Source organism: Bacillus multifaciens, assembly GCF_030756675.1.
Classification (GTDB): Bacteria; Bacillota; Bacilli; order Bacillales; family Bacillaceae_G; genus Bacillus_A; species Bacillus_A multifaciens.
In genome coordinates this window covers 48278-69808 of record NZ_JAVBXD010000028.1, presented here as the reverse complement: position 1 = coordinate 69808, position 21531 = coordinate 48278, and the positions used below count along the sequence as shown (strand labels likewise).

The window sequence follows — 21531 nt, the reverse complement described above, 5'->3', positions numbered from 1 at the left end:
GGAAGAGCTTGCAAGCCTTTTTTTTATGCACTCATGCTATGTGCGAATTCTTCGCAATACTCTGTACTTTTATTTTGCATTAAACAAAAAGTCAATGTTTCCGGTAATTTCAATGTAAACAAATAATAAAAAGTTTACATTAGTATTTATAATAAATAAAAAGCACTTTTTAATGTTTTAAAAGTGCTTTTTATTTGATATTAATTATGTAGTTTTATAATTTTTATCTTTAAATTCTAACCAATTCATTATCAAAACGAAGAAAAAACCTATGGCGCTTATGCATTTAAACCAGTTAAAAGTATGATCTGTTATAAACTCTGAAGCAAATTCAATACTATAAATAACAAATAATATTCCGAAAATCCACATATTGAATTTTAATATTTTTCTACTTTGCATAGTGTTTCCCTCAATCTTTCAATAAATATATCATTATCATTATATTACATTTATGCATTTATAGGGGGTGTAATTTGTATTTATATAGAGTTCTTAGTTAGGTTATATCACTGTGTTTATAATGATATGTAAATGTAAACAAATTAAAAAATGTTTATTTTGGTTTTTATGGAAATTATTTTTTTAGATTATATAAAAGGGTGGTTAATAATGGAGAATTTTATTGGTATTTTAATTATTTTAGTAGTGGTAGGTATATCACTTGCTGTAGTAACTTGGTCATTCAGAAAATTATGTGAAATGAGAAAGAAATAGATTGGTTCTGGTGCGAAAAATACTCGATAGAAACATAGAGTGTCAAATCCCTTTAAATTGCTAGCTTATGAAGCTAATCCAAACAATTTATGAATGAATTCTTTTTGATTTTGGACAGACTTCTCCTATTGGAGAGTCTGTCCTTTTTTGATCATGTGCATAGCCTCTACCCCCGCAATAATTCGTTTGGCAGTCCGTAAAGACTTTAATTCCAGCATCGGGCGAATTCGTTTTTTAATAAAGCGATGATCCTGCTCTACGATATTGTTGAGATATTTCACTTGCCTTAGTTGGATGCCTTCAGGCATCTGCTTTTCTTCTTTTAACTCTTGGATAGCGATGGGATAAGCTGGGTTCTTGTCTACGGTTTTCACACGAGGTTTAGAAACGTGTGAAAAAGCCAAGGCTTTCTTAAAAAAGCGCTTGGCTGCTTGTTTATTTCTTGCTTGCTTTACTTAGATAAAAATCAATGGTATGCCCTTCTGAATCAACGGCCCGATACAGATACATCCATTGACCTTTAACTTTCACATAGGTTTCATCGACTCTCCAGGAATCATTAGTTGGCTTAAGATAACGTCGTACTCGTTCATCTAATTCGGGTCCATATTGATGAACCCAACGCATGATAGTTGTATGAGCCATAGATAGTCCACGTTCTTCCATCATTTCGACTAAATCACGAAAACTGAGGTTATATCGTAGGTACCATCTAACGGTTAATAAAATAATATCAGGTTGAAAATGTTTCCACTTGAATAGATTTTGCTTTTCCATACTGATCATCACGTCCTTTTTTAGAGTAATAGTATCAGTATGTCCAAATTTGGGAGATTACTTGCAGATATTTTGAAGTTTTTGCACCAGAACCAGCCTCTTTATCATGAATAGTTTGTAAGTCTCCTAAATCGAAGTAACCAAGATCACGTAAACACAAATCGCCCGCCTCTACGGTTTCAAGGCAGATGGTACCGTATGTTTTATCATTATTCTTTCCTGGACCAAGCTGCACGTTAAGAAATTGACCACTAAGTAAATCATATTCCAATTGGATTTTCACGCCTGCCGTATTACTACTTCCACCTGAACCTTGATAGTCAGTGGCGAAATGATCAGGCAGTTGAAACACTGTTGCATCTAAAATACGGATACGATTGAAAGTAGAGATCATGTGTGCAGAAAGTGAGTGATTTGAACAGAGTTTTTGTTTGAGAAGAGAAGTAAAGACTTCTCGAAGAAATGCGACAGCTGCTGGATTAAAGCGTTGATTCAATCCTTCTGAGCTCATCAGTACTCCAGTTGAAGCTTCTAACTGACTGCACAAATGTGTAAGTGATGCGCTGGCTACTTCTTGACTGAGCCATACGCAAAGGGCAATGAGTTCGTTCGCTTGATACTTACTAGATCGCTGTACAAAGCCAACTTGTTTGGCGATATCTTGTAGGACTACTGGAGATAAAAAGTATTGTAGCTCTTGTGCGAAAAGATTCAGCTCATTTGAAATAATAGGATTCATTAAAAACACCATCCTTTCTCATAAACTTCTTACGATAAGCATAGCGTTTTTTATTTTGAGGATATGATTTTAACTTCGCTTGACGGGCAAGTGGCCAGATACCTTATAAGAATAAATTATAAATATAGATAAATAAATTGTAATTTACTCTGTTGAAGTGATGCACCTAAAATGAAGATAACAATTATATAAGGGGTAATTTTATGAGTAATAAATTGAAATATTTATTAGGGGTTAGCATTACCGGATTTGGGGATGGAATTCAACAAATTGCCTTGCTATGGTATATTTTTCATTTAACAGGACAAGCAACTTCTATCGGATTAATGATTGCAATTTATTATATACCAAGTATCATTTTAACACCTTTTGTGTCTGTTTATGTAGATCATCATGATTCTAAAAATATTGTTGTTCTAACAGATAGTATTCGATTTGTACTTGTTTTAATCATGGCAATACTTATTTTCATAAAATTTGAATCAGTATTTATTTTTTACATTATGCAATTCTTATTAGCAGTTTGCTACACCGTTTACAAACCTGCATCTTCTGCATTTATTAAGGAAGCATTCTGTAATCATGATATACCATTTGTTATATCAAAAGCATCTTCATTAAATGAAGCAGCATTACTAGTGGGAACTGGTATATCTGGGTTATTTCTAGTTAAATTTTCTTTAGCCACTAGTTTCTTTATTAATTCTGTAACATTTTTAGTTGCGGCCATTTTCTTTTCTTCTATAAAAAGAATGAACCCTAAAAAAATAAAAAATACAAGAATATCCTACCTTGCAGAATTAATATCGGGATGGCGTTTTATTAATCAAACAGAAGGAATGAAGTACTTACTGTTTTTATCCATTTTGAATAGCATTAGCATACAAATGACAACAACTTTATTATTACCTCTTGCAGAACAGTTTGAAGGAGGTAGCGGACTTTACTCAATATTTGAGATAGCATTTTCAGTAGGAGGAATTATAGCAGGGTTGATTGCTATCTATTTTTTAAAAAGGTTTAAACATAAAGTTATTTTTATTACGATGATGGGTATGGCAACCTCTTCTTTTTTATTATATTTGAGTGACTATAAAACAACGGCCGTTATTTGTATATTTATAATGGGGCTATTTACCATGTCGCATTTGATTATTGTGCAAACGTTAATACAATTGAATACTACAACAGAATATATTGGTAGAGTAATAGGCTTAAGAACAATTCTAGCATCATTTGTTAAGATATCGTCCGCTCTGTCGACTGGTATTTTAATAACTCATATGGGAGTGAATAATATTTTGCTTTTATTTTCTATCTTAATATTGGCTAGCTTTATTACGATTGGAAATATAAAAAAACACATGTATTGAAATGAAGGGAAATACATCTGGAAGATTATTCAGAGATGCTATTACGGGTTGTAAATAACTTGCGAATCGGGGGATAAAATGGTTAATATACGTTCGAAAACAGAAGAATTAAGGGCGAAATTAAAAACTATATTGAATCGAGAATATAAAGAATTGGCTGTTCAGGAGTTAAAAGTAATAGGAAATGGGGTACAAAATATTGTGTTCCGAGGAGATTCGGAAAAAGGACCTTTAGCATTTCGAGTACCTTGGGAACGTGAAGTGAAAAATATAAATGAAGGGTTGTTTAATAGTCGAATTTCATTGCAAAAGGAAGCGGAGCTTTCTAAGTTTTGTAGTTCTAAAGACATTCCAGTGCCAAAGGTTCACGGACTGCACCTTTCTACGGAACTTGATTTTTTAATTTCAGATTACTTGGCTACTGATCATATTCCAATTTCAGCTTACAAAATAGGAGAAGTAGTTAATAAGCTCCATAATATGCCAATTGAAGATTTAAATTACCAACATAGGACTAGGAAATCTAGCAAGTATATAGCTGAACGTCTCGTAAAAAGAGTAGAAGGATTTAATAAAATTACACATTGCGATATTAAATTTCCTGATATATCGATAATCGAAGAGATTCTTAAACAAGCAGATCATGTAAGGAAATTATTACATATGGACATTCGACCAGCAAATCTAATTGGATATAACGGAGAAGTTAAGGCGTTGGTTGATTGGGATAATGCTCTAATTGGTCACCCGCTGTTAGAACTTATGAGGATAGCTGAAACTAATGAAATTGATTGGCATGAATTTAAAGATGGATATAAGAATAAAGGTATCTTTGAATCTATTCCTCGTATTGTCAGCTTATTTTATCAGCTTGATACAGCGGTAATGCTTGCAAATCTGTTTATAGCGCAACTGAAAATAGAGGATAAAGGCATATTCTATAAAGAGCGTGTGAAAACACTTCATAATGAAATACATAGATATTTATAAAAATAAATACGAGCAAAATGCACAAAATTTTCGTTCTGGGGGTGGTATGTGATTTTAAGTTGATGGGCATGGGGTACCGCCCACATTTTAACGAAAATATACGCTAAGCAAATTCGACATGAAAGAAGCCGATTTTTCCTACGCTAAGGAATCATCGGCTTTATTTCTATAAGATTTAAAGCTGTGTTAATCGATCAAGTGACTGTCGAGTAAATAATGAGTCCTTGTCCAATATTCGAGTCACCTGGTTTTACAAATACGTAATTCGTTTAACTATCCGGAATAATTGTAATGGCGATGGTCCTAAATGGAGCCTCTATTTCGTTGCCCTTACTCTGGGTCTGGTAATATTTTGTCATTAATTCATTTAATTCGTTTTGAAATTTTATAAAGTGTTCCTCATCTATCTTCAATTCCACTACAGAAAAAGTAGCACTATCCTCTTGGTGGTTTTGTTCATCTAATTTCTTAAGATAACTTTGATATTGTGTCATAAGTGATAACTGGTAATAGGAAATGTAGTCTAACTTTTCCTTACTCGATAGTTCCTTCCATTCACTCCCGTCAATTTTTGCTTCTTCTTCATTTATTGCGTAATATTTTTCGGAAACAGATTTCACCTTTTTTTCTTTAATCACACGGACAATACCAGAATCAACCATAGTTTGTAGATGTCTATATAGAGTTGCTTGGGGTACATCTTTAAGGATTTTTACCATTTCTAATGGTGTTAACCCATTTTCTCTATTTCTCATTAATGCTTGGCAAATTTTTATTCTTACCGGATGCATTAATATTTCAGCTTTATTACTCATCCAATCACCTTATTTTTTATTAAATTTAATTCTCATTATAAATAATGAGAATTATGATTGCAATACATACGCACTTCGTTTATCATTATCGATAATGAGAATGAATTGAAAGGGAGAATGATGGGAATGCAACTACATTATGGATTAAATGACTTCAAAAACATTGACCTTATGGCTATTATGCCCATTTTATTGCCAGTTATTTTGGTGGGAATGCTTCTAGTTTTAATTGCATTAATTGATTTATATCGGCATAGGAAGACAAGGAAAAATGTGCTTATATGGACGCTAATTATTCTTTTTGTTAGTATACTTGGACCTATTTTGTATTTTGTTGTAGGGAGAAAGGATAGTGAGAGATCTTGAAACTAGAAATTAGAAATGTAACAAAATTATTTAAAGGGAAAATTGCTGTCAATAATTTCTCGATGGAAATGCAATCAGGGGAATGTGTCGGTCTAATTGGACCAAATGGAGCCGGCAAATCCACATTAATAAAAGTGATTTCAGACATTATTAATTCAGACGCAGGTGAAGTTTTATTAAATGGCAAAAAAATATCAAAAATGAAAAGAGAAATTGGTTACCTACCGCAGTACCCTAATTTTTTTCATTGGATGACAGCAAGAGAAACCCTTACGTTTATGGGACAACTATCAGGATTGAAAAAAGAAGTATTAACAAACTTGATACCGGAAATTCTGACAAAAGTTGGACTAACGGGTGAAGAAAATTCAAAGGTTGGTACATTTTCTGGTGGAATGAAACAACGGCTCGGTATTGCACAAGCCTTACTACATAAACCTTCGCTTATTGTCATGGATGAACCGGTATCTGCGTTAGATCCAATCGGTCGAAGAGAGGTATTAAACCTGATTGAAGAAATAAAAAAAGATACAAGCATTTTATTATCAACCCATATATTAAGCGATGCGGAAGAAATCTGTGAACGATTTGTCATTATAAAAGATGGAACAAAAATAGAAGATACAACGATCACCGAGCTTTTAAATCGTAATAGCGAAAATAAGTTAATTGTGGAAATTACTGCGAAGGATCAAAAGTGGATTGACGTTGTAAAAAAACTCCCTTATGTGAAGGGGGTAGAAGTCATCGGGCTTAAAGTTAAAATTAAAGTTGAAAACATCGAAAAGAACAAAAATATATTGCTAAAAAATGCACTTGAACATAAAGTAGACATCGTTAAATTTGAAATGAATAACGATACTTTAGAAGAAATCTTCTTAGAATTGGTGATGCAGAAATGAATAACTTAATTGTACTGATAAAAAAAGAATTTGTTCAGATGGTACGTGATTTTAAAGTAATTTGGTTACCGATTGTTTTTATCTTTTTAGGGGCAACTCAGCCGATAGTAACTCATTACTTGCCATCAATTTTAGAAGCATTGGGCGGTGGTCAGGGAATTACCATTGATCCGAGTATGACAGCACAAAAAGGAGGTGAAGTACTAGCAAGTACTTTAGGATCTCAATTTGATCAGCTTGGTCTTATGATTCTTGCAATTTCTATGATGGGTATCATTCAAACAGATAAAGCCAACGATATGCTGGCCTTTATTTTAACACGGCCTGTATCCGTTACTTCATATATTGGGGGAAAAATAATATCAAATTATTTGGTGGCAGCTTTTAGTGTAACGAGTGGATACTTTGCTTCTTATCTATATGTAAATTATCTTTTTACTGCTGTTCCATTTTCACACATGATTACTGGATTGGTATTTTATCTAGTATGGGTTCTTTTTATCGTATCTTTCACAACAATGATAAGTACTATTTTTCACAGTCAAGGTATTATCGCACTAATTTCAATTATTTTTCTTATAGGTTGTAGAATAATCGTTGGTTTGAATCCAATAATGGATCAGATAAATCCAGCCAGTATGAGCAAACATGCAATGGAAACACTAATCACGGGATTAGTAAATTCAAACGCAATAGGCAATGTACTTCTAACACTCGTTTGGATTTTATTGACACTTTTTGTAACGAATTATTGGATTGCTAATAAAAAATTTAATCATGAATAAGTAGAGAATAACCATGATGATAGTATGGGATTTTTGGCTCTGTTGCAAAGTTTGAAAAAACATAAATAGATTGGTAAATGAGGAAAAAGGATTAGGAAGTAGCTAGTAATTGCTGAAGTTCATTCTATGTTGAAAAAGCGGAGTCTCTTTGCAGACTTCGCTTTTGTTTATATAGCGCATGAATGGTATTGATACCTTTTATCCTACGTGAAGGGGGTTCGGTCGAGATACTACAAAGATTACTGATGTCTTATTAAAAAAATGATTTAGACTGAAAAGGTGTTTTACTTAGTTAACAATAGTTCTTAGCTAGTTTAACTGTTAGGGGTCCCGCCCCATCGCCATTAACTTAAGGAATTGATTGTTTCCCAAAACGAAAAAAACGAGCTAAATTCTCATAAATAACTGTAGAAGGTAAAAATTTCGTTATGGGGGTGTCTCAAAATCTTAGCTTGATTGGAGGTATCCCTATTTAAAACAAGTGCATTGATAGAAATGTTAAAGAAATAAAGAAGTCTCAAAAACGGAGGTTTTTGAGACTTCTTTATGCTTTCTATTTGATATTGAAATAATGCTATGTTATTCGTCTCAAAACTTGTCTTAAAATCAAAATCTCATTATTCCTTTATTTTATGAGTTATGAGACAATACAAAAGTATAAGGAAGTGATAATTTGTTAATTGGCTACGCTCGTGTGTCTACACATGATCAAAATTTGGATTTACAGAAAGATGCGCTTATACAAGCTGGATGCAAACGGATTTTTACTGACGTAGTAAGGCGTACCGCCCACATTTTAACGAAAATATACGCTAAGTAAAATTCGGCATGAAAAAGTGTTGATTTAACTAATCTAAGAAAATCACCTAATCTCAAAACTTATCTTTAAATAAAAATCATGCTATTGTTTTTCGAAAATCTTTTAGCGTATAAAAACATTAAAATGTACATGCTACACCTTTTTAAATTTCTGTTCAATCTTATCATGTACTGATTCGATTTTTTCAGGCAACACAAATAAATATTCGATAAGGACTTCTAGTAATTCTGTTAATAAAGCTACTGCTTCATCATCAATTTCCTGTTTCAATTCAAGCATCCTATAAAAAGGACTTTCCGAATGAACGAGGTGGCCAACATCTTGAATCGGTTTAGTTAAATCGATATATTTTGGCAATTGCTCAAATTGCTGGGAAAGGGACTGTCCATTACCTTTCTCTCCAAGAAAATGTTTGAGGACACTTTCAAGAACTTGTTTTGACAGTACTGCAGTAGCAGAATTATCTTTTGATTGACTGACATTTAAAGTAGAGCGATATGCCCTAACTAGGTCCATAGGGATATGTTTATTGCGTTCAAGCTGAGCCAAAGGATCTCTAAAATCCGAAGGACTATAAATATACACTTCTACTTCTTTATCATTAAACATAATCACAAATTCTGATGGCTTTTGACATTCAAAACAAAGCCCTTCTGCGAATAATCCTCTTTTTGTAACTTGGTAAAAATTTGTTTTTAATGTAAATTCACTTGATTTACCGCATTTAGGACACTGACTTTTGACATTTTTCGGCACCTTTAAATACCCATACTGGGTATGAGATAAAATGGCCCCTGGTAATATTTTTCTCATTTAAACCTCCTAAAAACTCAACCCTAATCCGTAACTTATATAAATATTTCTGGTAACTATTCAGTCACCTCGTGAAGATATAAGGCGCTTGAAAAAATTACCGAAAAATATGTTTATTTGTTTTATCACAAGATATAGTGTATCGCACAAGTTTGTGTTGTATGCAAAAAAATAGACCGAATTTCCGTCTATGAAACTCCTAAATTAAAGGTATAGCTGAGTAGTTATTATTTCTATAAAATTTATAATTTATATTATCAATTATAAATTATAAAAATATAATTACAATCTGTAATATATGGAAATAACGTTTTTCTAAGTAGAGTGTCACCATACATACCCATCAAGCTAATATTCTGAGACACTCCTAAAACAAAAAATTTACCTTTTTACAGTTATTTATGAGAATTCGGCTCATTTTTTAAACTCTTCATTAAGTTTCTTGATTGTCATGTGGACACTTCCTTCTTGAACCCCATTGTAAGGACTTAACTAAGTTGTGTCCATATGACTATACTAACTCTAATAGTTACTTTAACAGTAAAGATTTCTTTACAGACTTCAAGCTCTGAAATAAACTATCAATTCGATAATATAAACTTAAAATTTTGAAAATGCATAAAATAAAAACAAATATTGACATTGAAAAAAAAAAGAGGTTACTATGTATTTGTGTTAGTTACACCGTGTAAGTAGAGTAATTAAATGGTGATTATAATGAAGTAATCTGTAGAGTATTTTTATTTATAAAGAAGTATGGACCTAATAATATTAGGTCCATACTTCTTTATTCGGGATATATTTTCTATTTTCTAAATAAGAATATGAAACATCTATATTGTTAATCTATTATAACCGTCAAGACGAATTTTACACTTTAGATTGCGCATAGCCCACTTGACATGGAGCCTTTACAGGTATGATAAACAGCCTTGAAGCCTTGATAATAAAAGAACCATGGCTGTTGCTACAAGGATATCATACCTGCTTCTCCAAATAATGTGGGCGACAAATGTTGCCAAAAGTGTAAAGTTCATATTAGCGAAAACTGTAAAATTTATTCTGGCGTTCACATCTATAACATGAGAGTCTTTTTATAACAGCCAACTAGTAGATTAAAAAGGGGAAATTTGCAGATAGCCGTGTATTTACAAACATTGATGAATGGAATACTCGGGCACTAGATTGGCTGGAACGTACAGGTAATAAGAATGTACACAACACAATAAAAAAGAGATCAGTTGAAGTGTTTCTCGTGGAAATGTATACTACATTACGACTAGTCTGTATTATGTAAGGATAAAATAATAACAGCCGGCTCATTTAAAGTGCCTTGACTTTTTTATGATTTTAATATTGTATATTTTTGGGGTAAACGCTATAATTATAGTGTTAAAGATGGAATCGTGATATGACCTGTTATGAATCTATCATTTTATTTACAAATAAATGGATTGGTATTTTAGCAAGATGTGCTAATAAACTACTCCACCATGATGATAGCGTACCTATTAATTCGGTGCGTATATTTTCGTGGTGGAGTTTTTTTATTCTCAAAAAGGGGGAAAGACCATGAACGACAGCATGGTTCATATTACAATCGACGGCAAAGAATATATAGCTAAGCCCGGTTCAACGATCTTGGGCATTATTAATCAAAACGGGATTGAACATCCGCAAATCTGTTACGTGCCTGAAGTGGATCCTATTCAAACGTGTGATACTTGTATTGTAGAAGTTGATGGGAAATTGGTGCGATCTTGTTCGGCAGTAGCGACGAACGGTATGGATATTGAGTTGTCCTCTATTCGTGCAAAGGCAGCACAAACTGAGGCGATGGACCGCTTATTGGAAAACCATTTACTTTATTGTACGGTCTGTGACAACAATAATGGGAACTGTAAATTGCATAATACGGCAGAATTAATGGAAATTGAGCATCAAAAATATCCTTACAAACCAAAAGTAGATGCAAGTGAAGTTGACATGTCTCATCCATTTTATCGTTATGATCCTAATCAATGTATTGCGTGCGGTCAATGTGTTGAGGTCTGTCAAAACTTACAAGTAAATGAAACGTTATCTATTGATTGGGAAGCAGAACGCCCTCGTGTAATTTGGGATGACGGTGCGGCTATTAACGATTCTTCATGTGTAAGCTGTGGTCAATGTGTAACCATTTGTCCTTGTAATGCTTTGATGGAGAAATCGATGCTTGGAGAAGCTGGATTTATGACTGGGCTAAAGCCGGACATTCTTGAGCCGATGGTTGATCTTATAAAAGAAGTTGAACCTGGGTACAGCGGTATTTTCGCTATATCAGAAGTAGAAGCTGCCATGCGAGAAACTCGTACGAAGAAGACGAAAACAGTATGTACGTTTTGTGGTGTAGGGTGTTCATTTGAAGTGTGGACGAAGGGTCGTAAAATTTTGAAGGTACAACCAACTTCTGAGGCACCGGTTAACGCGATTTCTACTTGTGTAAAAGGAAAATTTGGTTGGGATTTCGTAAATGCTGAAGAACGCCTTACTAAGCCTTTAATTCGTAAAAATGGAACATTTGTTGAATCAACTTGGGAAGAAGCGCTTGATTTAGTTGCAAATAAATTAGGCTCTATTAAACAAGAATACGGTAACGGTTCTATAGGTTTTATTTCTTCTTCTAAAATTACGAATGAAGACAACTATGTCATTCAAAAATTAGCTCGACAAGTATTCGAAACGAACAACATTGATAACTGCTCTCGTTATTGTCAATCGCCAGCAACAGATGGATTGTTCCGTACAATTGGTATGGGCGGAGATGCAGGAACAATTAAAGATATTGCACAAGCAGGTCTTGTTATTATCGTCGGTTGTAATCCAACAGAAGGCCACCCGGTGTTAGCTACTCGTGTGAAACGTGCGCATAAACTTTACGGTCAAAAACTAATTGTTGCAGATCTTCGTAAAACTGAAATGGCAGAGCGTTCAGATATCTTTATTAGTCCAAAGCAAGGAACAGACCAAGTATGGTTAATGGCTATTACGAAATATATGATTGATCAAGGCTGGCATGATCAACAATTCATCGATGAGAATGTAAACTTCTTTGAAGATTTCAAAGGTAGTCTTGCAGAGTATACGCTTGAATATGCAGAAGAGATTACAGGCATCTCAAAAGAAACACTCGTTAAAATGGCAGAAATGATTCGTGATGCAGATGGTACTTGTATTCTTTGGGGAATGGGTGTAACGCAAAATACGGGTGGTTCAGATACTTCCGCTGCAATTTCAAACTTGCTGCTTGCAACAGGGAATTATCGCCGTCCGGGTGCTGGTGCATATCCGCTTCGTGGCCATAATAACGTACAAGGTGCTTGTGATATGGGAACGCTCCCGGGATGGCTTCCGGGATATCAGCACGTTACTGATGATGTAGCCCGCGAAAAATTTGAAAAAGCTTACGGGGTGAAAATTGATAACAAACTAGGTCTCAACAACATTGAAATGCTTCACGCAATTGAAGAAGGGAAAATGAAAGCAATGTATCTTGTTGGAGAGGATATGGCCCTTGTAGACTCTAACGCAAATCATGTACATGAAGTTCTATCAAGTCTTGATTTCTTTGTCGTTCAAGATGTATTCCTTTCTAAAACTGCTCAATATGCAGATGTAGTGTTACCAGCGGCGCCATCTCTTGAAAAAGAAGGTACTTTTACAAATACAGAACGTCGTGTACAAAGACTATATCAAGTACTTCCTACGCTTGGAGATGCGAAACCAGATTGGTGGATTGTACAAGCGATTGCAAATAAATTAGGTGCAAACTGGAACTATAGCCATCCAAGTGAAATCTTTGCTGAAATGGCAAGTTTATCGCCACTTTTCGCAAAAGCAAACTATGAAGTGCTTGAAGGTTGGAATAGTTTCCATTGGGGAAGCTTTGACGGAACGAATACGCCGCTTCTTTTCTTAGATGGATTTAACTTCCCGGATAAAAAGGCTCGATTTGCGATAGCTGAATGGGTACGTCCAGCTGAATTCCCAGAGGAATACGATCTTCATATTAATAATGGTCGTATGCTTGAACATTTCCATGAAGGTAACATGACAAATAAATCAAATGGGATTCAAGCTAAAGTACCTGGTGTTTTCGTTGAAGTTTCTCCAGAACTTGCAAGGGAACGTGGAGTTAAAACGGGTTCATTAGTGCGCCTTGTTTCTCCTTTTGGAGCACTTAAATTACGTGCACTTGTAACGGGTCGTGTAAAAGCAAATGAGCTTTATTTACCGATGAACTCGACAGACAACGAATCGGCAATTAATTTCTTAACGGGTCCTGCGGTCGATCATCGTACGAATACACCTGCATATAAACAAACGAAAGTTCGTATGGAAGTGTTACAAGTAGAAGGGGAAAATCCGATGCCGAAAACGAATCCGCGTAACAAAAAGCGTCATCCTCAAAATGGGATTGAGGTAAATCGCAAGTGGACTCGTCCAGGATATGTGCACTTGACGGATAACTAGGGAGGAGAAAAGAATATGGCAGCACCTATTAAAGCGATCCAAAGGCATGAGCTAACTGAAGAAGAACAAAAACAACAAAAGCTAGAAGATTTAAAGGCACTTCTAGCTAATCATGAAGAAGCTTTAAATCAAATGTTTAATATTGTAGGTGAACTGAATGACATCGGGATACTAGAAGCTGCAAGTTCTATGCTTAAAGCGAAAGAACCAATTGCAAAAATTGTTCTAGGACAGGTCACTCGTGAACCAGTCACGAATTTGATTAATAATATGATGGGCGCTGCAGGAGCTTTAACAGAACTTGATCCGGAACTTACTAAAAAACTTGTAAGTAGTGTACTAAAAGGTATGGATGAAGGAAACGAGCACCTGGAAAGTAATAAAAAAGTAGGAATACTGGACCTTATGAAAGTACTTAAGGATCCAGATATTAACCGTGCAATCGGATTTGGTCTTCATTTCTTAAAAGGTATGGGTAAGGGGTTAAAAGACGAATAGGTAAGCGGAAAAATATTATTTCATACGTTTTATATGTGTTTGAAATAATTGCAAAAGATGAGCCTTTTCGTCTAATTATTTGAGTGAATAATTCAGATGAAAAGGTTATTTTGTTAAAATGTTTATGATGAAGTAGTATTCGAAAAGCATTATTAATGAATCGGGGAGGAATGCAAGTATGTCAAAAATGGTACATGAGTTTAATGATATGATACGAAAACTTCGAAAAGATTTGTTTGGAAAAGGACCGGAACGAATTCATACTGTATTTGTTGAGAACATGGCTATTGCCACACTTTATGGAAATTTGACACCAACTGAGAAGTTTATTTCTGGAACGTTGGATGGTGCAGAAATGGTTCATATGGCTAGAACGAAAATGATTCAGGAGGTTTATGCCGTCAATTCTCGTGATCATTTGGAGGAACTTGTTGGGGCAAAATTAGTTCATCTGTTTTCGGATATGAAAGTGGATGAAGATATTGCAGTTTCAGTATTTGTCTTTGATAAAAATATAACGTGAGAGAAGGATACTGATTGTGAAGTCGATACAGGTGGAACGGGAAATTTTTCGTTATGATAAAGGGGAAATGAAGTGTATAGAGGACAGCATTGTAACAGAGTTTCCAGTTACGGTTAAAATTAACGGGCAGGAATTTGTTACAATGGTTAGTACTCCAGAGTATATTGAAGATATGGTGATAGGCTTTTTAGCATCTGAAGGTATTATCCGAAAATATGAAGATATTGATGAAATATGGGTACAAGATAAAGAAGGATACGTACATGTAACGACGACAAAGATCAATCCTTATTATCGTGACATCCAAAATAAGCGTTATATTACTTCATGCTGTGGAATGAGTAGACAAGGATTTGTTTTCGTAAACGATGCGTTGACTGCGAAGAAAATGAATGATATTCGAGTAAAGATCTCTGTCCAGGATTGTTTTCGATTAATGGATGATATGCAGGAATCTGCAGCTACTTTTCAGAATACAGGCGGGGTCCATAATGCAGCCTTATGTGATGTGAATGGGATTGTTTTAAGCCGAATGGATATAGGAAGACATAATGCTTTAGATAAAATTTTCGGCTATTGTTTAAAAAATAGCATTTCTATTGGTGATAAAATTATTGTTTTTAGTGGCCGTATATCTTCGGAAATTCTATTAAAAGTTGCGAAAATTGGCTGCGAAGTAATATTGTCAAAATCCGCTCCAACTGAGTTAGCACTAGAGCTAGCAGAAGAATTAGGGATTACTGCAATAGGCTTTATTCGTAATCAATCTTTAAATGTATATACTCATCCGGAGCGTATTGTAAATATGAAATGAATACAAACAATATCGTTAATTTACTGTTTAGCATGTTGGCTGAACGATTGGTTTAAATAAAATGTGTACGGAATCATAATATATGTAGAAGTGAGGCAATAAACATGAATGCTGTCACATTGGACAAATTGCACCGTCCTTTAAGAGATTTGCGTATTTCTGTTACCGATCGCTGTAATTTTCGCTGTCGATATTGTATGCCGGAAGAAATATTTGGTCCTGACTATTCATTTTTGTCTAATGATAAAATTTTATCTTTTGATGAAATTGAAAGGGTAGCACGCATTTTCGTTTCTTTAGGTGTTAGAAAGTTGCGTATTACTGGGGGAGAGCCCTTACTTCGGAAAAACCTTTCTGAGCTAATCGAACGACTTAATAAAATTGATGGAGTAGAGGATATTGGTGTAACTACAAATGGATCCTTACTCAAGAAGTTTGCTGTTGATTTATATAAGGCGGGTTTATCGCGTGTGACAGTTAGTTTAGATTCCTTGCAAGAAGAGCGATTTGCTTATTTAAATGGTAATAGAAGTAAAGTGCAAACAGTTCTTGGAGGAATACGGGCTGCAGCGGAAGTTGGAATGAAAATTAAAATAAACATGGTTGTCCAAAAAGGAAAAAATGAACAGGACGTTATTCAAATGGCGCAATACTTCAAAGAGAATAAGCATATTCTTCGGTTGATTGAATACATGGATGTCGGAAATTTTAACGGCTGGAAATTAGATGAAGTGGTCTCTAGACAAGAGATAGTAGAGACAATTCATAAAGTTATGCCGCTTGAACGAATTGAAGCAAATTATCCTGGTGAAGTTGCCACTCGCTATCGTTATATCGATAGCGGTGAGGAAATAGGAATTATTTCATCTGTAACAGATTCTTTTTGTTCATCATGTACAAGAGCTCGTATTTCCGCAGAAGGAAAGCTATATACTTGTTTGTTTGCTTCCGAAGGAAATGATCTTAGAAAATTGCTTCGTTCAGGGTATACCGATGAGGAGATTACCGATGTTATTCGTGACATTTGGAATAATCGTTCAGATCGCTATTCGGATGAACGGTTGAACAACACGAATAAAAAAACAGTGCCCAAAATTGAAATGTCGCATATTGGTGGCTGAGAAATAAATGATATGTTAGGATGACATTCAAAATACTAGGAAAGAAAGCTATCGGTAGATTCATTTTGTTATAGTATATAAATCGATTTTGATTTTTCGACATATAGATTGTTGCAATGTAGAAAAAAAGTTCCTGCACTTGCTTCTTCCCTTTGTTTGAACTTCGCATGTGACAGAAAAAGGCACTGACCGCTTCTACGCATGGCCAGACGCTCTCGACCACCTAGAAAAGAAAGGGGTTTATATGTCGGGATTTTAACTTGGATTTATATAGATAATGTTTGAATATACGAAGTGGAAAGTGTGCAAGTTTTGCAGATTTTCTATTTTATAGTAAAAGTGATGATTGATATCTCTGTAAGAGAAGTGCAGGGAGATTAAGCAGCATTCAAAAATCCTTACTATGTTAAGGGTTTCTTGAAGCTGCTTTTTTATTTTGAATAAATGGAGGAATCGGTTATGGCAATTCATAAACCGGAACAAATCGCTGAGCTGGATTTGTTGGATTTGCTTACTTTTCTTGTTATCAGAAACAAAGTCATATAGAGAAAGATGTTTAAATAATAACCACATATGCAGCAGATTTTTTAATTAATTGATCATTATTTACTAGAAAGGAAGGCCATCTAATGATAGAGCGGTATTCACGTCAACAGTTGTTCGCTCCTATTGGGAGTAAAGGACAAGAGAAGATTAGAAATAAGCATGTGTTGATTGTGGGGGCAGGTGCATTAGGAAGTGCAAGCGCAGAAGCGTTGGTTCGTGCAGGTATCGGAAAGTTAACGATTATTGATCGTGATTACGTAGAATGGAGTAATTTACAAAGGCAACAGCTTTATATTGAACAAGATGCGATAGAAAAATTACCAAAAGCAATTGCAGCTCAAAATCGGTTGAAACAAATCAATTCAGAGGTACAGATTCATGCTTTCGTAATGGATGCAAGAATAGAAAATATGGAAGCTTTGTTAGACAATGTCGATATAATCGTTGATGCAACAGATAATTTTGATATTCGATTTGTGATAAATGATCTATCACAAAAATATGATATTCCCTGGATTTATGGTTCTTGTGTCGGGGGATATGGCATGAGCTATACGATTATTCCAAAGAAAACACCGTGCTTACATTGTGTACTTAAAAGTGTTCCAGTTACAGGAGTGACATGTGACACAGTTGGAATTATTAGTCCCGCTGTTCAAATAGTGGCAGCGTATCAAGTGGCAGAAGCATTCAAAATTTTAGTAGAAGATTTTTCGGCAATTAGAAACACCTTTTTAATGTTTGATATATGGAGTAATCAACACCATTCTATCAAACTAGAAAAAATTAAAAAGGACAATTGTCCTTCGTGCGGTACGCATAGAACTTATCCTTATTTATCTTATGAAAACCAAACAAAGACAGCTGTTTTATGTGGGAGAAATACGGTGCAAATTAGACCGCCGCGTAATAGTCGTTACAATTTTGACCATTTAGAAAAACAGCTAAAAAAACATGGGAAAGTAAATCGAAACCCGTATTTGCTATGTTGCCAACTAGATAATTATCGTTTGGTTATGTTTCAGGATGGGCGTGTATTTATCCACGGGACAAACGAAATTCAAAAAGCGAAAAAAATATACTATCGTTTATTAGGGTAACAGAAGGAGTGAGGAAAATGATAGAAAAACGAATACCGATTGCAGTTGGAGAGGCCGTCCATCAAGTAATGGAATTTGCTGAGCAGGGTTCAAAAGAACTTATACCACTTGAAGTAGCTTATGAACGTATATTAGCTGAGGATTTAGTAGCTGATCATGATGTTCCATCTTTCAATCGCTCTCCCTATGATGGATTTGCTATTAGAGCAGAAGATACTGCATGGGCAAGTTATGGGAATCCAACTATATTCGAAGTAATCGGTGAGATTGGGGCAGGTTCCATATTTCCTCAAGAGGTAGGACCGTTTCAAGCAGTTCGAATTATGACAGGAGCACAAATTCCAAAAGGATGTAATGCGGTTGTGATGTTAGAACTGACCCGTCAATATGAGGAGGTTGGTAAAACCTATATAGAAGTGAAGCGTTCATTCAAAAAAGGAGAAAATATTTCCTTTCAAGGTGAAGATACACGTAAAGGGACGATTCTTGCGAAGAGAGGTACTTACATTAATCCAGGTATTTCAGCTCTCCTTGCTACTTTTGGTTACAGCGAAGTGCCCGTTGCAAAAAAGCCTGTAGTTGGAGTATTGGCGACTGGGAGTGAGCTTCTTGACGTAAATGAATCACTACAACCTGGGAAAATTCGAAATAGTAATACGTACATGATATTGTCCCAAATTCGAAGAGCAGGAGGAAGAGTGAAATACTTTGGGAAGTTTAGTGACGATTTTGATACGTGCCACGCAGCCGTAAAAGAAGCGTTAAGTCAAGTGGATATGTTAATTACAACCGGTGGTGTTTCGGTAGGGGATTATGATTATTTGCCAGCTATCTACAATAAACTAGGGGCATCAGTTCTTTTTAACAAAGTTGCAATGCGGCCTGGAAGCGTGACGACCGTAGCACAATTAAATAAAAAATTATTATTTGGATTATCAGGTAATCCCTCTGCTTGTTATGTAGGTTTTGAGTTATTCGTAAGACCTAGCATTCGTACCTATATGTTTAGTGAAAAGCCGCATTTAAAAAGAGAAAAAGCACTGCTGGGAGAAAATTTTCTAAAACCTAATCCATTTACAAGATTTGTACGAGCAAAGCTCAAATATAACGAAGAACAATTAATTGCCTATCCATCAGGATTTGATAAGTCTAGTGCAGTTTCTTCATTGGCAGAATTAAACGCTTTTATCGTACTCCCAGGCGGTACGAGAGGATATAAAAAAGAGATGTTAGTAGATGTTTTCTTATTAGAGGATAACGAAGGTAGTGAATGGCCTTGGTATGATATTATTCCAACTTATAAAGTGAGGGGTTCTGATGGGACAAGTACTATTTGAAATCGTAGATACTCCGATATTAGTCGAAGAAGTAACGAATAAGGTAGCAAGAAGAGAAGCAGGTGCGATTACAGCCTTTATTGGAACAGTAAGAGAATTAACAAAAGGAAAACGAACTTTACATCTAGAGTATGAAGCATATAAATCTATGGCAGTAAAAATGCTTACTCAAATTGGTGAAGAAATCAAAAAAAAGTGGCCGGATGCAAAAATAGCAATTACACACCGGGTGGGTCGACTAGAAATAATGGATATTGCAGTTGTAATTGCAGTTTCGTCACCACATCGTAAAGTGGCCTACGAAGCGAATGAATACGCAATTGAACGTATTAAGCAAATCGCCCCAATTTGGAAAAAAGAATTTTGGGAAGATGGAACGATGTGGATTGGAGATCAGCTTGAAAATACTCCGTATCCAGAAGGAAAACCGAAGAAGGAAGAATGAGAAGATGATTACAATTTTACTGTTCGCAAATTTGCGAGAAGAAGTCGGCTCAGATCAATTAGTAATAATAGAAAAACAAGAGATAAATGTTCATCAATTAAAAGAATGGCTGAAAGATAATTATCATTTACAATCGTTGGATAAAGTTATGGTAGCTATTAACGAAGAATTCGTAATCGACGAAGATATTGTAAAAGCCGGAGATACCGTTGCGTTTATCCCACCTGTAAGCGGAGGATAATTCTTTTTATTCTCTTTTCAGCTCGAATACAGCATTAAGGAGGATAACTATGAGTAATTTCTCGTACTGGAACGAAGAGCCAAAATGGTTGGATTGGTATATTAGTAAGTATTGCTAGTAATCTATTCCACTATGAGTAATGAAGCCGATTGTATTAGGTTTTATTATTCATGGTGTTTTTTGTATACAAATTAAGGAGACGGAAAGGAATGAGTTTTATGATTACTCATAAACAAATTATGAACGCTTTAAGCCATGTAGAAGATCCAGAATTGCACAAAAGTATTGTGGAATTAAACATGGTAAGAAATATTCAAATTGATGGCACGCAGATTTACCTTGAAGTTATTTTAACTATTCCAGGTTGTCCATTAAAGGCAAAAATTCAACAAGATATTGAAGACTCTCTTCGGAACATAGGAGCATCTAAGGTTTCTTTGACTTTCGGCACCATGACAAAGGAAGAACGAGCTGTATTAACAGAAACTTTAAAGGAAAATTCGAGAACAGAAACCGGTATGCCTAGTATGCTGCGACCTGATTCAGGTGTACGTTTTATTGCTGTGACAAGTGGAAAAGGTGGAGTCGGAAAATCAACTGTGACGATTAACCTTGCTACTGCTTTAGCTCGTATGGGGAAAAAGGTTGGGATTTTAGATGCAGATATATATGGATTCAGTATCCCAGCAATGATGGAAGCTAATCAAAAGCCAACAATGATAGATCAAATAGCGATTCCAGTCGTTAGTCATGGCGTTAAAATCATGTCAATGGGATTTTTTACAGAGGGTAATAACCCAGTTATGTGGCGAGGACCAATGCTAAACAAATGGATTCAAAATTTCGTTGCCAACACTCACTGGGGAGAATTAGATTATCTTCTTCTTGATTTGCCTCCTGGTACAGGAGATGTTGCGATTGATGTGGCTGCGATGATTCCTCACGCAAAGGAAATTATAGTTACTACTCCTCATCATGTAGCTTCGTTTGTTGCTTCCAGAGTAGGGGTAATGGCAAAGCATACAAAACACGATATTTTAGGTATCGTTGAGAATATGGCATATTATGAGGAACAGGATGGTTCAAGGAACTATCTCTTTGGGAAAGGTGGCGGCGAAATGTTAGCAGAACAACTGCAAACAGAAGTGATTGCACAAATACCTTTTGCAAATCCTGACGAAAATAAAGGTTCATCCGTATATGATGAAGATTTGCTTGTTGGAGAGATGTTTACATCTTTAGCTCAAGATCTTATCTACAAAGGGTAATTTATCCCGCTATTCGCGGGCAGTAAGAT

General features: G+C 35.1%; 17 protein-coding genes and 4 pseudogenes. 16 read left to right on the top strand and 5 right to left on the bottom strand.

The features are described from left to right. Window positions 1-842: 842 nt before the first annotated feature. Window positions 843-1494: pseudogene (locus Q9306_RS17090) on the bottom strand (IS6 family transposase). Between the two features lie 94 nt (window positions 1495-1588). After that, window positions 1589-2233, bottom strand: a pseudogene (locus Q9306_RS17085) (IS4 family transposase); the annotation flags it as partial. Between the two features lie 203 nt (window positions 2234-2436). Between Q9306_RS17085 and Q9306_RS17080 the strand changes: the two are divergent. Together Q9306_RS17080 and Q9306_RS17075 are read left to right on the top strand one after the other, a co-directional pair. After that, a complete protein-coding gene (locus tag Q9306_RS17080) occupies window positions 2437-3606 on the top strand; it encodes an MFS transporter (RefSeq protein ID WP_306200611.1) in 1170 nt (389 codons plus the stop codon). A 78-nt stretch (window positions 3607-3684) separates the two neighbouring features. Further along, window positions 3685-4596 carry a phosphotransferase family protein gene (locus Q9306_RS17075; protein WP_306200609.1) on the top strand — a complete coding sequence of 304 codons (912 nt, stop codon included), beginning with the start codon at window positions 3685-3687 and terminating at the stop codon, window positions 4594-4596. Between the two features lie 269 nt (window positions 4597-4865). Here Q9306_RS17075 and Q9306_RS17070 read toward each other — a convergent pair whose 3' ends face one another. Next, the gene (locus Q9306_RS17070) at window positions 4866-5411 is read right to left on the bottom strand and encodes a transcriptional regulator (RefSeq protein WP_306200607.1); all 546 of its coding nucleotides are present in this window, start codon (window positions 5409-5411) and stop codon (window positions 4866-4868) included. A 126-nt stretch (window positions 5412-5537) separates the two neighbouring features. Here Q9306_RS17070 and Q9306_RS17065 point away from each other — a divergent pair, with 126 nt between their 5' ends. From Q9306_RS17065 to Q9306_RS17055, 3 genes are read left to right on the top strand one after another with little or no spacing between them, the layout of a single operon-like run. Further along, on the top strand, window positions 5538-5777 hold the full coding sequence (locus tag Q9306_RS17065) for a PLD nuclease N-terminal domain-containing protein (RefSeq protein ID WP_306200622.1): 240 nt from the start codon (window positions 5538-5540) through the stop codon (window positions 5775-5777). Next, window positions 5774-6679: an ABC transporter ATP-binding protein gene (locus Q9306_RS17060; RefSeq protein ID WP_306200605.1), complete on the top strand. Its 906-nt coding sequence runs from the start codon at window positions 5774-5776 to the stop codon at window positions 6677-6679. The genes Q9306_RS17065 and Q9306_RS17060 overlap by 4 nt, the downstream gene beginning before the upstream one ends. Then, window positions 6676-7464 (top strand): ABC transporter permease, encoded by a 789-nt coding sequence (locus tag Q9306_RS17055; protein WP_306200603.1) that lies wholly within the window; start codon window positions 6676-6678, stop codon window positions 7462-7464. The genes Q9306_RS17060 and Q9306_RS17055 overlap by 4 nt, the downstream gene beginning before the upstream one ends. A gap of 124 nt (window positions 7465-7588) precedes the next feature. On the opposite strand, the pseudogene Q9306_RS17050 reads toward Q9306_RS17055, so the two are convergent. Further along, window positions 7589-7675: pseudogene (locus tag Q9306_RS17050) on the bottom strand (IS6 family transposase); the annotation flags it as partial. 462 nt (window positions 7676-8137) lie between these two features. On the opposite strand from Q9306_RS17050, the pseudogene Q9306_RS17045 reads away from it, so the two are divergent. After that, window positions 8138-8242, top strand: a pseudogene (locus Q9306_RS17045) (recombinase family protein); the annotation flags it as partial. Window positions 8243-8416: 174 nt separating this feature from the next. Here Q9306_RS17045 and Q9306_RS17040 read toward each other — a convergent pair. After that, window positions 8417-9097, bottom strand: coding sequence for a hypothetical protein (locus Q9306_RS17040; RefSeq protein WP_306200601.1), 681 nt, complete (start codon window positions 9095-9097; stop codon window positions 8417-8419). A 1572-nt stretch (window positions 9098-10669) separates the two neighbouring features. Here Q9306_RS17040 and fdhF point away from each other — a divergent pair. From fdhF to Q9306_RS16985, 10 genes are all read left to right on the top strand, one after another. Continuing rightward, entirely contained in the window at window positions 10670-13609 is a 2940-nt protein-coding gene (fdhF, locus tag Q9306_RS17030; RefSeq protein WP_306200599.1) for a formate dehydrogenase subunit alpha, read from the top strand. A 15-nt stretch (window positions 13610-13624) separates the two neighbouring features. After that, window positions 13625-14107, top strand: coding sequence for a helical membrane plugin domain-containing protein (locus tag Q9306_RS17025; RefSeq protein ID WP_306200597.1), 483 nt, complete (start codon window positions 13625-13627; stop codon window positions 14105-14107). A gap of 178 nt (window positions 14108-14285) precedes the next feature. Then, the gene (locus Q9306_RS17020; protein WP_306200595.1) at window positions 14286-14630 is read left to right on the top strand and encodes a Na-translocating system protein MpsC family protein; all 345 of its coding nucleotides are present in this window, start codon (window positions 14286-14288) and stop codon (window positions 14628-14630) included. A gap of 16 nt (window positions 14631-14646) precedes the next feature. Then, on the top strand, window positions 14647-15444 hold the full coding sequence (gene fdhD / locus Q9306_RS17015; RefSeq protein WP_306200594.1) for a formate dehydrogenase accessory sulfurtransferase FdhD: 798 nt from the start codon (window positions 14647-14649) through the stop codon (window positions 15442-15444). A gap of 104 nt (window positions 15445-15548) precedes the next feature. Continuing rightward, on the top strand, window positions 15549-16565 hold the full coding sequence (gene moaA, locus Q9306_RS17010; protein ID WP_306200593.1) for a GTP 3',8-cyclase MoaA: 1017 nt from the start codon (window positions 15549-15551) through the stop codon (window positions 16563-16565). 629 nt (window positions 16566-17194) lie between these two features. Next, window positions 17195-18211: a molybdopterin-synthase adenylyltransferase MoeB gene (locus Q9306_RS17005; RefSeq protein ID WP_306200592.1), complete on the top strand. Its 1017-nt coding sequence runs from the start codon at window positions 17195-17197 to the stop codon at window positions 18209-18211. A 20-nt stretch (window positions 18212-18231) separates the two neighbouring features. Beyond that, window positions 18232-19548, top strand: coding sequence for a molybdopterin molybdotransferase MoeA (locus tag Q9306_RS17000; RefSeq protein WP_306200620.1), 1317 nt, complete (start codon window positions 18232-18234; stop codon window positions 19546-19548). Then, window positions 19529-19993 carry a molybdenum cofactor biosynthesis protein MoaE gene (locus Q9306_RS16995; protein WP_306200591.1) on the top strand — a complete coding sequence of 155 codons (465 nt, stop codon included), beginning with the start codon at window positions 19529-19531 and terminating at the stop codon, window positions 19991-19993. Before Q9306_RS17000 ends, Q9306_RS16995 begins: the two co-directional genes overlap by 20 nt. A gap of 4 nt (window positions 19994-19997) precedes the next feature. Beyond that, complete coding sequence (gene moaD / locus Q9306_RS16990) at window positions 19998-20234, top strand: molybdopterin converting factor subunit 1 (protein ID WP_306200590.1); 237 nt, start codon at window positions 19998-20000, stop codon at window positions 20232-20234. A 218-nt stretch (window positions 20235-20452) separates the two neighbouring features. Further along, window positions 20453-21502, top strand: coding sequence for a P-loop NTPase (locus Q9306_RS16985; protein WP_306200618.1), 1050 nt, complete (start codon window positions 20453-20455; stop codon window positions 21500-21502). Window positions 21503-21531: the final 29 nt, after the last annotated feature.

Coding starts and splice junctions, on each gene's coding strand:
- Q9306_RS17080 (WP_306200611.1), top strand. CDS start 2,437: ATGAGTAATAAATTGAAATATTTATTAGGGGTTAGCATTACCGGATTT.
- Q9306_RS17075 (WP_306200609.1), top strand. CDS start 3,685: ATGGTTAATATACGTTCGAAAACAGAAGAATTAAGGGCGAAATTAAAA.
- Q9306_RS17070 (WP_306200607.1), bottom strand. CDS start 5,411: ATGAGTAATAAAGCTGAAATATTAATGCATCCGGTAAGAATAAAAATT.
- Q9306_RS17065 (WP_306200622.1), top strand. CDS start 5,538: ATGCAACTACATTATGGATTAAATGACTTCAAAAACATTGACCTTATG.
- Q9306_RS17055 (WP_306200603.1), top strand. CDS start 6,676: ATGAATAACTTAATTGTACTGATAAAAAAAGAATTTGTTCAGATGGTA.
- Q9306_RS17040 (WP_306200601.1), bottom strand. CDS start 9,097: ATGAGAAAAATATTACCAGGGGCCATTTTATCTCATACCCAGTATGGG.
- fdhF (WP_306200599.1), top strand. CDS start 10,670: ATGAACGACAGCATGGTTCATATTACAATCGACGGCAAAGAATATATA.
- Q9306_RS17025 (WP_306200597.1), top strand. CDS start 13,625: ATGGCAGCACCTATTAAAGCGATCCAAAGGCATGAGCTAACTGAAGAA.
- Q9306_RS17020 (WP_306200595.1), top strand. CDS start 14,286: ATGTCAAAAATGGTACATGAGTTTAATGATATGATACGAAAACTTCGA.
- moaA (WP_306200593.1), top strand. CDS start 15,549: ATGAATGCTGTCACATTGGACAAATTGCACCGTCCTTTAAGAGATTTG.
- Q9306_RS17005 (WP_306200592.1), top strand. CDS start 17,195: ATGATAGAGCGGTATTCACGTCAACAGTTGTTCGCTCCTATTGGGAGT.
- Q9306_RS16995 (WP_306200591.1), top strand. CDS start 19,529: ATGGGACAAGTACTATTTGAAATCGTAGATACTCCGATATTAGTCGAA.
- moaD (WP_306200590.1), top strand. CDS start 19,998: ATGATTACAATTTTACTGTTCGCAAATTTGCGAGAAGAAGTCGGCTCA.
- Q9306_RS16985 (WP_306200618.1), top strand. CDS start 20,453: ATGATTACTCATAAACAAATTATGAACGCTTTAAGCCATGTAGAAGAT.